This is a genomic window from Legionella sp. W10-070 (genome assembly GCF_900640175.1).
Classification (GTDB): Bacteria; Pseudomonadota; Gammaproteobacteria; order Legionellales; family Legionellaceae; genus Tatlockia.
This window is the reverse complement of the sequence record NZ_CAAAJC010000010.1, coordinates 31,236-43,748: the sequence shown is the minus strand read 5'-3', so window position 1 is coordinate 43,748 and position 12,513 is coordinate 31,236. Positions and strand designations below refer to the sequence as shown.

The following is a 12,513-nucleotide window of genomic DNA, read 5'->3' as shown; positions in this document are numbered from 1 at the left end:
ATTTATTGATACGCTTACAGGCTTAAATTTTTTGATCTTGTTCTATCTCAGGGGGAGCAAGGTCAGAATTTTGCATAAATTAAAACTTCCGTTTAATCCCTGCGGAAGCCAGTATTTTAGTTGCAATTTCTTCAATAGAATACCTTGTAGAGTTAAGGTAGGGTATTTTCTCACGTTTATACATGGCTTCGACCTCTGTTACTTCAAGTCGGCACTGTTCAGCGGAAGCATATTTGCTGTTAGGGCGGCGCTCTGTACGGATGTGCTGTAAACGTTCAGGATCAATAGTTAATCCAAATAACTTGTTTTTATAAGGTTTCAAAGCTTCTGGTAATCTAAACGATGTTAAGTCATCGTCTGTAAAAGGATAATTCGCTGCCAGAATACCAAAATGCAAGGCCATATAGATACAGCTTGGTGTTTTACCACAACGGGAGACACCGATTAAAACAACGTCTGCTTTGTCATAATCACGTACTTTTATGCCATCATCATGTGCCAGGGCATAATCTACAGCCTCAATTCGATGCCTATAGGATTGTGAGTTTGCTACCCCATGAGTACGCCCTACAGTATAGGATGATTTGGCGTTGAGTTCTTTTTCAAGGGGAACTAAAAAAGTATTAAATAAATCGAAGATACAGCCCTTCGAGTTAGTGATTGTTTTTACAATATCTGGATTAATAAGTGTAATGAACACAAGTGGTTTGATGCCTGTTTCTTCGTAGCAGGCATTAATGCGTGTTACTGTTGCTTCTGCTTTTTCCATGGTATCGATATAAGGGATTGTGAGTTTATCGAACTGAATACTTTCAAATTGGGTAATCAAACTATTGCCTAAATTTTCAGCAGTAATGCCGGTACCATCTGAAAGCATGAATACGTGTCGCCTCATAATTAATCTCTTTCATCCAATGTAAAAAATATTTTAATCAATAAGATATTTATCTGCCAGCATTGCTTGGAAAACTTTTTTTCTTCTGTTATGGTCATTAAATCAATGAACAATTAGTAAAATTAGCTGCTCGTATGATGGAAACGGTTGTTAATGTAAATCAATTCCAGTTGAAAGGAATTTTCTTGGAACAGAAAGGCTATGTGACACATCGAGTTGATGTGAGAGCCTTAATAGTCCAAACTTTGCAATGAACTTTACATTGTTTATGACTAATTCAGAGTGTATAAAATGGAACATGATCGTTTCAAACAAAATAGTAAGCTTTTTATAATTGGGATAATTGCATTACTGATTAGCTTAAGTTTATTTGCTTTTAGTTTTTATATCTTACCTTACCTTTTGTGGAATTGGATTTATGAGGTACCTTATTTTATTTCTAATTGGCAAGAGTGGATAAAAAGAGAATATAATTTTACCCATACAGGTGCCTCCTGGTTAATTTTTGGTGTATTTATCATTCCCGCATTCATCTTTGGTTATCTCTCTTATCTAATTTCAAACTACATTGACAACCGTATTTATCATATGGTTTCTGAAGAGTTGCCGGAAACAAAAGAAGAAGTCAGTAAAGATGTACGGGATACGCTTGTTTTTTTCTTAAAAATACTGATATTAGGTATTCTGATATTTGTTGTATTAACATTGATTCATCGATTTCTTTCTGTTCCCCCACCAGGCTAAAAGGAGTGTGTATGTTCTTTAAGCGTTTTAAAATTAGACGACTGACAAAAAAATTAAAGGCGATGCAGCAAAGCCGCATACATAATCAGCCACGGGATGAAATATTGGCTAAGGAAATTAGCTATTATCATGAGCTGGCAGCAATTTATGAGACGTTGATAGGCCATAAAAAATATCCTTTTGCTGAAGAGATGATGATCGCTTGCTTGCGGGCGGCTGGTACCCTGGATGATTCAAGTGCCCAATATCAAGTCGCTAAAAAGCTATTGGAAGAAGCTAAATTCAGACAACGATTACAGCTTGAGGGGCTTTTTGCCAGTCCAAGTAATGAACGTCAAATGAAGCAGTTGTATGAGGAGGCACTGGTTTATCTGCAAGCAGCGGAAAAGCTTGGACATATTCAGGCAAAGCGCTTGCATGGACTTTGTTATATCAATGGTTGGGGTGTGGAGTCCGATAAAGAAAAGGGATTTGAGTTGGTAGTTGCAAGTATCGAGCAGGAAAATAGCTGGGATAGAGTGCCACAAATCTTCGCATCAATTGGTTTAAATAAGCCTGAGTTTTTTGCTGCAATTATGAAACATCGTCATAAGCAATGAGAAAAATCAAAAATACTCGTTGGTTTTGGGTGTGATTAAAACTGCGCTTGGTATTAATCAATGGTAGCCTGGATGAAGCGCCAGCGAAATCCAAGGTATTAGTTTACATCAAGCGCTGATCCCGGGTTACAACTTTCAAGGAAAAACCGTACTTAACCTCTTTATTGGTCTGAAAAATTAACTCAGGTCAAATTACCTGTTAGATTTCAAAAAAAGATAATTTCTAGATACCAGGCAATAATGGATTTTCCCCAAAATAGGGAAACAACGCCTGCCACGCAGAGAAAAGGGCCAAACGGAATAGGTGTATCCTTGGTTTTTTTGTTTACTTTCAGGTAAGCAATCCCTGTAATCGCACCTGTGATTGATGCCAGAAATAAAATTAATGGTAATTGAGTCCAGCCAAACCAGGCTCCGAACGCAGCAAATAACTTGAAATCACCATTTCCCATACCTATTTTTCCAGTGACCCAATAAAAAAGGGTTATAAGCAACCAGAGGGCGAGGTAAGCGGTAGCAGCAGTTAAGACGGCGTCTGTTAAAGAGGTGAATAGAGATTGGCTATTGGCTATCAGGCCAAGCCAAAGTAAACCTAAAGTCAGACTATCCGGTAGTAAATAATGATTTAAGTCGATAAAAAACAGGCTAGTAAGAAACCAGATGAACAAGAGTGCAAAAAGGAGCGTTAAATTAAAACCAAAATGCCAGGCTGCATATAATGCGAGTAGGCAACTCAGTAACTCTACAAGAGGATAACGTAATGAGATACGCTTACCACAATGTCTACAGCGGCCTCGCAGCAGGCAATAACTTAAAACAGGAATATTATTGCACGCTGATATCATTGTTTTACAGAAAGGGCAAAAAGAGCGTGGAAGAAATAAATTCAACTTTTCATAAGAACCTGGAGGTAAATTTAATAAATGACGGCAATCTTTTTCCCATTCAGTACGTAACATGATAGGTAAGCGATAAATGATGACATTCAATAAACTGCCAACAGCCAATGCAAATAACGCCAGGAGAAGGTAAGCATAAAGCGAATTAACTAACTCAAATTGATTAAACATAATACCTACATGATGGTGCCAAGTTTAAAAATAGGAACATACATGGCCATTAATATGAATCCAATTAAAATTCCCAAGATCGATATAATAAGAGGTTCTAACAAACGATTTAATGTTTCCACAGCATTATTAACCTCATCTTCATAGTAGTCAGCAACTTTATTAAGCATCAACTCAAGTTTGCCTGATTCTTCTCCAATAGCAATCAATTGTACCATCATACGAGGAAACACCCCTGTATTTTCAATTGCAATCTGCATTTGTTGGCCTGTAGATATTTCGTCTCTAATTTTATAAGTAGCCTGCTCGTAGACACTGTTGGAGGTTATAACTGCAGCAGATTGTAATGCTTCAACCAAGGGCAAACCGGAAGCAAACGTTGTGGCCAGAGTGCGCGAAAACCGAGCTATAATGGTTTTAATGAATATAGGCCCCCAAATGGGTATTCTAAGTACTGCTCGATCAAGGTATTGTGAAAAATGGCGAGAATATTTTCTGGCGTAATTGAAACTGTATCCGCTAATAAGCACTGAGCCTGCCATCCAATACCAATAGCTCTGAAAAATATTGGAAATCATAATAATTCCCCGGGTTAACAGAGGAAGCTCTGCTCCAAATGACTGAAATAATGCAGCAAACTGTGGGATCACAAAAATCAGTAGCGTAGTGGTGACAACAATACTGGTTATCAAGACTGAGGCAGGGTAAACCAATGCTTTTTTTAACTTTCTTTTGAGTGAATGAATATTTTCTTTATAGTGAGCTAATCGTTTCATCATAATCTCAAGAGAACCCGATTTTTCTCCTGCATCGACAAGGCTACAATATAATTTATTAAAAAAAACAGGGTGTTTTTGAAGTGATTCGGTAAATGTTAAACCTGTTTCAACATCAGCTTTGATTGTTTCAATCAAAATTTTCATCCGGGATTTTATTTGCCCCTTGTTAATGATGGTAAAAATTTGGATCAAAGGTATTCCTGCTTCAATCATTACGGCTATTTGTCGTGTGAAAATAACAATATCATTTTGTGTAATTTTCCTGGTGCTTTTACTAATTGGAAGAGTGAACTTTCTTCGGATTTTATTCAAAAGAATGCCTTGGCGGTTCAGCTCCATTTTTGCAAGCAGAAGGCTGGGGGCATCAATAATGCCTCTGGATTCTTTTCCTTCTATGTTGGTTCCTTTCCACTGGTAAGTGATATTTTTACTATCCATAATCAATTGATGGTTACTCTGTTTATTTCTTCAAGGGTAGTAATCCCTTGATTAACTTTTTCCAGGCCGGAACGATAAAGCGTCTGCATTCCTTCAATCTGGGCCTGATTAAAAATATCCAGGGAGTTACCTCCTGATAAAATGAGGTTGGCAATTGTTTTTGACATAGGCATTACTTCAAATAAACCAATCCGTCCGTTATATCCATAAGTACATTGAGAACATCCACAAGCTTGATAACACTTAATCGATTGAGGTTCAACCGGATTATGATTTAAATTACCTTCTTGTAATCGCTTGCAATGATCACACAGTCGTCTTACTAATCGTTGAGATATGAGTAAGCTTATTGAACTGGCAATATTGTAAGGGGCGATACCCATATTCATTAAGCGGGTCAGGGTTTCTGTCGCACTATTGGTATGCAACGTGGAAAGTACCAGATGACCTGTCTGAGCCGCCTTGATGGCTATTTCAGCTGTCTCAAGATCACGAATTTCTCCTATCATAAGTACATCAGGATCTTGCCTTAAAAATGAACGAAGGGTTTTAGCAAATGTCAGCCCTGTCTTGGGGTTAATATTCACCTGGTTGATACCTGGCATTTTTATTTCAACAGGGTCTTCAACTGATGAAATATTCCTTTCCTGAGTATTTAATTTGCTGAGAGCAGCATAAAGAGAGATTGTTTTTCCGCTGCCTGTTGGTCCTGTAATCAGGATCATTCCCTGGGGTTTTTCCAACGCCGTCAGAAAAAGTTTTTCTTGTTGGCTGTTAAAACCAAGTTCTTCAATTCCCAGGTTCGGTGAATCTGAGTTAAGAAGGCGAATAACAATTTTTTCGCCGGAAATAGTAGGGCAGCTATTTACTCTGCAATCAATGGAATCTTTGTCGGATAATTTTAACTGGAATCGTCCATCTTGTGGCAAACGCCGTTCAGAAATATCCAGATTAGACATTATCTTAATGCGAGCGGTGATTCTGCTGGCTAAATCAAGAGCAGGTGCTGCTGCTTCCAATAATATCCCATCTTGCCGATAACGGATTCGATAGCTTTTTTCATAAGGTTCAAAGTGAATATCAGATACTTTCCTTTTAATCGCATCAAAAAGGATTTCATTAACCAATTTTACAATGGAAGCATCTTCATTAGACAGATAAGCAGGTACTGTTTTATTGATAACTGGATTTTCTTTCTTTTCAGTATAATTAGTTACTCGTTGAGCGACTCGTTGGTTAATAATCTGCTCAATAAAACAACGTAGCTTATGAGTCTCCACTACTATAGCGGTGGTGTGCAAGCCAGTATGAAATTGAATTTCTTTCAAGGCAGTTGTGCACCCAGGATCATCCATAGCAACATATAATTGGCCTCCTCGAATGAAAAGAGGCGCTAAGTGATAGCGACGTATTAAATTTTCATTTATTAGCTTTGGGGCCAGGTTAAAATTAATGCACTCTAAATCAAGGAAAGGAATGCCAAAATGTTGCGATATCAGTGTGGCGAGAATTCCAGGGGGAAACTGATGGATCGTAACGAGGTATTCGAGCAGTGTTTGGTTGGTTAACTCCGCTTTTTCTTGATATTCAAGTATCTCCGCTTTTTTCACAAGGTTGTTATGTACCAATAACTGGGCAATGACTTGTAATTGTTGTTGTCTTATTTTTTCCATAGGAGACTTGCTTGTTCATCCAGCACTATAATAGACAAAAAAGACAGACTAAAAAAGTCATGTGCTAAAATTAAAGAATAAAACTTGAAATCAATGAGGGGAAATAGAATGGAAATTGGTGAGCGAATAGCTGATCCACCTCGCTATTATAGTCATCCTTACTCCATACTGACAGATCAGGAGCTGACCAAAGAAGAACAGATTATTGCATTAAAAAACTGGCGAGATGATATTAACTTGAAATTGACTGCGACTGCTGAAAATATGTGCAGAGGAACTGATGACGCATCGCCCATTGCCGAAATTAATGAGTTATTATATTCCTTAGAGAAAGAATGAATATTCAATTACTTCAGCCAGATCAGTTCATAAAAAATACAGTGGATTTTAATATAGTTGCTGCGGAGTATACCTCTATGGTAAAAGTAATAACTGTGCTTTTAAATCATGAGGCATGACTTTGTCTTTAGAAGATGAGGAAAGTAGGTTTAAGGCTCTCCGCGATTGGTTTTGTTCTACCCAAGGCAAGCATGTAGGACATGCTTTTGCTACCGAGCTAGCTTCTGTCGGTGAATGCTTGTATGGACATACCTTATTGCAACTTGGAGATTGCGGCGATAATTTCTGGCTTCAACCTCTGCATTATACTCATAAGTGGCTGGCAACCCCTTACTATAACCATTCCAGTGCACTGATCACCTCATTTAACAAAATTCCTATTGACAGAAACAGTGTGGATTGCGTAATTATGCCTCTTGTTATGGAGGCTTTTAGCCGAAATAACACGCCGATTGATGAGATTGACAGGATTTTAAAACCAATGGGTTATGTTGTTTTCTGGGGCATTAATCCCATGAGCCTTTGGGGGCTTTTTACGCGTTTTGGCCATAATTCTTTCTATGGGAAATTTCCTGTAAATGCTAGCTCAGTTTTTCATATCAAACGTACAATGCTTCATCGAGGCTATATTCAATGTGGCTTATCCAACTTTTATTTTATTCCTCCTGTCCATAAAAAATCTTGGATTCATAAGTTAGAAATTCTAAATGAGCTAGGCAAAATGATCCGGCCTTGTCCTGCCGGGTTTTATTGTCTAATCGTACAAAAATACGAAGAAACCCAACCGAATTTACTGTCTGAGAAAGTGGAAGAAGAGTTATTGGATGCTCAAAGAGTGTCATTACCCGCTTGTCGTTTAAGGAACTCAGTTGATATTAAAAAATAAGTCCTTACCCTGTGTCAGTATTTTTATAAAATACCGCCCCTTACTGCTCCAGTATGTCCAGCGTGGACAAAGTTTCCAGAAGTTTGAATTACTAAAATAAAGTGGAAATAGTATTAAACTACCTGCTTAATTTCGATTTTTATACCCTTATTGGATATAACTCTTGTATCGGCAATTTTAACATTTGATAATTATTAGGAGACTCCCTGGAAAACCTGTTAATTTGACATGATTGCTATTAATTAATGAGATGCTCAGCAAGATTTTGTATAATAGTGCTGGTTCTATTTTTAGGTTGATTGCATGTCAAAAAAATCGCTATATCGGATAACTTTTGCAAATCAAGAGGCAGTTTACGAGATTTATGCGCGAAAAATTTGTGAGAGTGAAATATTTGGATTTCTCGAAGTAGAGGAGTTTGTGTTTGGCGAAAATACTTCACTTGTCGTAGATCCCTCTGAGGAGCGTCTAAAGGTAGAGTTTAGTAGTGTCAAGCGCACTTATATTCCGATGCATTCTGTTTTTCGCATTGATGAAGTGGATAAACAGGGAGTTGCTAAAGTTCACGATAAGTCAAGAGATGATGCTAAAGTAAGCATGTTTCCAATTCCTGGCAAACGTAAAGATTAATTTCTATTTAACTTAGGATTTCTGATGTCTATTCCAACAAAAATTAAAGAGGTATATGAAAAGTCAAGTTGTCTTTTTACAACAAAAGAAGTAGAAGCGGCTTTAGATCGGATGGCAATCAATATTCATGAGCAGTTGCATGATAAAAATCCTGTTCTGTTGTGTGTCATGATAGGTGGCTTGGTACCTATGGGTAATTTATTACCTCGGCTTGATTTTCCTCTAGAGGTTGATTATGTCCATGCGACTCGCTATCGTGGGGATATTAGAGGTGGGGAATTGCACTGGAAGGTTAGACCAAGCCTTGATCTGACTAATAGGGTTGTTTTGGTTGTTGATGATATCCTTGATGGTGGTTTGACATTGGCAGCGATTATCAATGAAGTTAAAACGATGGGTGCCAGTGAAATCTATAGTGCAGTTTTAGTAGATAAACATCATAAACGGGTTCCGGATGGCTTAAAGAATGCTGATTTTGTCGGACTGCAGGTTGATGATCATTACATTTTTGGTTATGGTATGGATTACAACGAATACCTGCGCAATGCACCGGGAATATTTGTTGTAGCACCTGAGCATGAATAATGAGGTTACTGCCAGGTGATATTTTACTGGCAGGATGTTATTTTCTGGCGATTGCAATTTTCTTATGATTGACAGGGTATTGGGCTAAGGCTGTGGCTATTTGTTTATATAATTCAGGTAGCCAACGTGGTTGAGCAAAGTTAGATGTGGCTGGCTTGCCAATCCTTAAATCATTTGGGGCGATAATTAATTTTACATGATTCAGTCCAATGCGGCGGGCAAGCATAAACAACTGATCAATCGCTTTATCACCAACAGCCAGACATCCTACAGAGAGTGATTTGCCATGAATAAAAATATTATTGCCAAGTTTTCTGCGCCCATCCTTAATTGCCTGCAATCGATCAAAATAGTTAGGATAGTCGACCATCATTGATAAATGCATTGAGCTGAAAGGATTAAAAGTAACCAGTCTGTAAATACCTTCTGGAATTTGCCCATCGTTTTCTCTGAGTTTGGGACCTAGACGGCCACTAGAGGCTGTTAATGGATAGGCATGGATATAGCGCCATGATTGATTTTCATTTTTAGCCCACAATTCAATACGTCTCTCTTTTTTAAAAGCCAGAAGCGTTATTTCTGTAGGAGGGTAAGCTATGTTGGCCTGAGCAAAAAAACGCATGAGTTCAGGTTCAGTTTTCAATCCATACTTATATACGGCATTATCTATCGCTTTATCCCAATTTAATTTAGGCGCCATACTAAATGACATCGAAAAAAACAGGAGCAATACAGGCAAGAGTAAACTGCGCATCATCATCATGATCTAGATAATAATTTCCGGTATGTTAGCAAAAATTAAACAATAGGACAATTTATTTACAGCCCTTTGATATTATGTTAAAGGAATTCAAGTTTATCATCCATTTATACTTCAGGAACCAGACTGTATTAAAATTGTGAAGCGAAAATCATTTCTATACATTAAGATATCCTTATCAAGATAACAGGTAAAAAGAAGGCAATTGTTGCTTTTTATCAATCAGAATGGTCAAGTTTTTTTTCTAAAGAAGGTAATTGTTTAGTAATAAAATCAGGTACTGATGGTAGTTCGCCAACAGAAGGAATCAAGCCGTAATGATTTGGGCACATGAATGCTACTTTTTTATCCTGGTTGATTGTATAGAAGATATATTTGTAATCACAGTAGGGCTGTTTACTGAAACTTGCAACCTGTAAAATGGGAGTGCCTGGTAAGCGGTTTTCCACAAATCTTGCGTTAATCCATAAATTGATTAATAAAAGAATTGTTCCCGTCACTAAAATTGCAGATAAAAAGCTTCCTATATAACGTACCAGCCTGTTTTCCATTCCATAAAGAGGAACAAATAATAAAACAAGAAGAGCAATTACAAGCACTATCAGGTTAAGAGAATAGATTGCTGCGTGTAAATAGTCAAAATAACTGCCAAGTATTTCTCCCCCTGCGATACGATAATGCAAAAATAATGCAAATAAACTGACCCAAAAAGCTACCTGGATATAATTTTTCTGCTTTAAATATACACCGAAAACTAAAACAATGAGGCTAACAAAGGGTAGTAAAATATGAATGAGATCCATTATGGTAATCATTGAATAATCCTTAGCTCATTATTTAATATCATTTTGGCATTGGGAGTCTGTTGTCCTTTCAACTTAAGCTGCTCACTTCCCGCTCTTTATGCGTGGGATCCACGCAAACCACACGGAACTAACCATCCTCTTGATAAGGTTTGAGAATAGATTCCGCGCATAAAGTGCGGAACCTAGGCTCTGGTTCCAATTGGCAGCAGACCCTAGTTTAACGCAGAGTAGACAAGATGTCTCGCAGCTTTTTAGTGGAATTTACTGCTCAGGCCCATTGGATGACTCCCTGATTAACAGTACAACGGATTCTACCTTTATTGGTAGTTTTGGCTTCGATGGTAAGAAAATACGGTTTTGCATGAATTTGGGCAACGCATCACTTACATAAAAAATCGAAATAGGATGGCTTGGAATGTTCTGGATGGTCTTTTTTGAATCATGGGGTTTTAACACCCTATGAGGATGAACGCTTCCAAGCCATATTGGTTGGCGGAAATGTTTAAGGTGATAGTTAGAACGCCAGATCCTTAAAATTTGTACCGGGTTGCCGTCAGGTGGTTGATAGGTCATGACGAGCATCGGTTTACGATTTAAATAAAGTTGTGCCATTAAAGGCAGATCACTGGCAGATGTTTGTCCACTGATCCGTGTTAAGAGTGAGTTAAAAAAAGAATCATTTAGTTTCTTCCAGCCATAATCAATTAAATGTTGTTCTATTCCGGCAAGTGATCCAACATATTGAATATTAAATATGCTGGCAGGATGACCAATTCGATTCGTGCGGTAGACCGGTAAAAGAGGTTCACTTTGATTCCACCATACTTCATCCGTCAAAACATATTGCGCCAGATAAGGTTGATGAGCACGAAGGGAGTGCTGGTAATTTAAAAAGCCTGAAATACCACTGGATAAAATTAATAAGCCTAATATATACAGTGGTCCATAGGGCGAACAAACTACTTTCGGATTGTGTCGACGATAAAAAAGCCAAAATATAAAACATAAACTAAAGCCACACAGATAAGCACCCAAGCTATCACTAAGCCAATAGTCTCCAAGGTAAAGCGGGGCAAGGCCAGCCAATAGAAGCCAGGTGGTCATGATAATTTTTACGAGACGCTTCCAAAAAGAATTACAGCAGGAGTTAATGAAAAGTAAGAAAGCAGTAAATAAGGCAGTAATGTAAGTAAGCCCCATAACAGGAAAAGAATTAGCTGTTTTAACTTCGGAAAGCCCGGAGGGCCTAGGACTGTCTATAAGCCAGTGTGATAAAGTCAGGAGGAGCGTACAGGATAAGCCCAGTCCTAACCAATAAGCTAATGAGCGCCAGTCACGATAATAAATGACTATGAAAACCACCGCAAAGAACAGGGAGAGTATAACTGATGGACTGGTAATCTGATCGACAATAATAAAAAAACCGTCAAAAGGCTGGGTACGTAAGCTCTGTAAAAATAAAAAAACAGGATAATTAATCCCATGAATCCAAAGTTTACAGATAACCAAACCCGTCAGTAAGAAAAATAGCAGGGTATTTAAGCAAAATAAAATTACCAATCCTGCTGTGGGGTAATAATTAAGTTCTGTAGCGGGCGTGAGTAACTTAAAAGCCCTCGCTAAAAAAGGATGATTAGCGGACCAATGCCAAAAATTATGTAAACCTAGCCGTAATAATTGATTAAGACGAATAAACAACCATTTTAAAATTACACTAAACAACCAGACGGCTGCAAGTAACACTAATATCAATAGAAAAAGGCGAGTGGCGCTTTCTGGTGATAACTCACTGCTTGCCGCACCGATGAGTACTCCAGGGAAAACGTAAAGAATCGCCCATCCAATTGCAGAGATGACATTTGCAATAAGAAAACGCCATTGACTCATACCCATCATACCGGCTATAACCGGGATGATGGAGCGTAAAGGGCCAATAAAGCGCCCTACAAGAACACTTTTTCCTCCGTGACGGGAAAAATAGTCTTTTCCGTATAATAACCAGTTAGGGTAACGGCTAAATGGCCAGATATTAACCAGTCGATCACGAAAAATGTACCCAAGCATATAACTCGCACTATCCCCTGCTATCGCGCCAAGAGTAGCTGCTAATAACGTCAAATCGATACGCATTACACCTGAGCCTGCAAGAATACCGATTGCAGTCATGGTGACAGAGCCTGGAATAATGCTGCCAATAATAGCCAGTGACTCTGAGAAAGAGATAAGAAAAGTTATTAACAGCGCCCAATGAGGATGAGCATGAAGCCAGCTGGTTAATGGTTGAATATAGTCAGAAAAATAATGCATAA

General features: G+C 38.1%; 13 protein-coding genes. 6 read left to right on the top strand and 7 right to left on the bottom strand.

Features of this window, described 5'->3' with window-relative positions:
* Window positions 1–79: 79 nt before the first annotated feature.
* Complete coding sequence (locus tag E1O65_RS05830; protein WP_133132657.1) at window positions 80–895, bottom strand: pyruvate, water dikinase regulatory protein; 816 nt, start codon at window positions 893–895, stop codon at window positions 80–82.
* A 291-nt stretch (window positions 896–1,186) separates the two neighbouring features.
* Here E1O65_RS05830 and E1O65_RS05825 point away from each other — a divergent pair, with 291 nt between their 5' ends.
* The gene (locus tag E1O65_RS05825) at window positions 1,187–1,639 is read left to right on the top strand and encodes a hypothetical protein (RefSeq protein ID WP_133132656.1); all 453 of its coding nucleotides are present in this window, start codon (window positions 1,187–1,189) and stop codon (window positions 1,637–1,639) included.
* Between the two features lie 11 nt (window positions 1,640–1,650).
* Window positions 1,651–2,238, top strand: coding sequence for a sel1 repeat family protein (locus tag E1O65_RS05820; protein WP_133132655.1), 588 nt, complete (start codon window positions 1,651–1,653; stop codon window positions 2,236–2,238).
* Between the two features lie 206 nt (window positions 2,239–2,444).
* Here the strand turns inward: E1O65_RS05820 and E1O65_RS05815 are convergent, their stop codons facing one another.
* Genes E1O65_RS05815 through pilB form a run of 3 tightly spaced genes read right to left on the bottom strand, consistent with a single transcriptional unit; the run spans window position 2,445 to window position 6,198 of the window.
* Entirely contained in the window at window positions 2,445–3,308 is an 864-nt protein-coding gene (locus E1O65_RS05815) for an A24 family peptidase (RefSeq protein ID WP_133132654.1), read from the bottom strand.
* 5 nt (window positions 3,309–3,313) lie between these two features.
* Complete coding sequence (locus tag E1O65_RS05810) at window positions 3,314–4,525, bottom strand: type II secretion system F family protein (protein WP_133132653.1); 1,212 nt, start codon at window positions 4,523–4,525, stop codon at window positions 3,314–3,316.
* A gap of 2 nt (window positions 4,526–4,527) precedes the next feature.
* On the bottom strand, window positions 4,528–6,198 hold the full coding sequence (gene pilB, locus E1O65_RS05805; protein ID WP_133132652.1) for a type IV-A pilus assembly ATPase PilB: 1,671 nt from the start codon (window positions 6,196–6,198) through the stop codon (window positions 4,528–4,530).
* A gap of 108 nt (window positions 6,199–6,306) precedes the next feature.
* On the opposite strand from pilB, the gene E1O65_RS05800 reads away from it, so the two are divergent.
* From E1O65_RS05800 to E1O65_RS05785, 4 genes are all read left to right on the top strand, one after another.
* The gene (locus tag E1O65_RS05800) at window positions 6,307–6,537 is read left to right on the top strand and encodes a hypothetical protein (protein WP_133132651.1); all 231 of its coding nucleotides are present in this window, start codon (window positions 6,307–6,309) and stop codon (window positions 6,535–6,537) included.
* Window positions 6,538–6,652: 115 nt separating this feature from the next.
* A complete protein-coding gene (locus E1O65_RS05795) occupies window positions 6,653–7,423 on the top strand; it encodes a methyltransferase domain-containing protein (protein ID WP_133132650.1) in 771 nt (256 codons plus the stop codon).
* 303 nt (window positions 7,424–7,726) lie between these two features.
* Window positions 7,727–8,053 (top strand): DUF1820 family protein, encoded by a 327-nt coding sequence (locus E1O65_RS05790; protein ID WP_133132649.1) that lies wholly within the window; start codon window positions 7,727–7,729, stop codon window positions 8,051–8,053.
* A 24-nt stretch (window positions 8,054–8,077) separates the two neighbouring features.
* Window positions 8,078–8,638: a hypoxanthine-guanine phosphoribosyltransferase gene (locus E1O65_RS05785; protein WP_133132648.1), complete on the top strand. Its 561-nt coding sequence runs from the start codon at window positions 8,078–8,080 to the stop codon at window positions 8,636–8,638.
* A gap of 37 nt (window positions 8,639–8,675) precedes the next feature.
* Here the strand turns inward: E1O65_RS05785 and E1O65_RS05780 are convergent, their stop codons facing one another.
* The 3 genes from E1O65_RS05780 to E1O65_RS05770 form a co-directional block, all read right to left on the bottom strand.
* Window positions 8,676–9,338, bottom strand: coding sequence for a L,D-transpeptidase family protein (locus tag E1O65_RS05780; RefSeq protein WP_165474912.1), 663 nt, complete (start codon window positions 9,336–9,338; stop codon window positions 8,676–8,678).
* Window positions 9,339–9,616: 278 nt separating this feature from the next.
* Window positions 9,617–10,213, bottom strand: coding sequence for a type I secretion system protein LssZ (locus E1O65_RS05775; RefSeq protein ID WP_133132647.1), 597 nt, complete (start codon window positions 10,211–10,213; stop codon window positions 9,617–9,619).
* Between the two features lie 252 nt (window positions 10,214–10,465).
* A complete protein-coding gene (locus E1O65_RS05770) occupies window positions 10,466–12,511 on the bottom strand; it encodes a VTT domain-containing protein (protein WP_133132646.1) in 2,046 nt (681 codons plus the stop codon).
* Window positions 12,512–12,513: the final 2 nt, after the last annotated feature.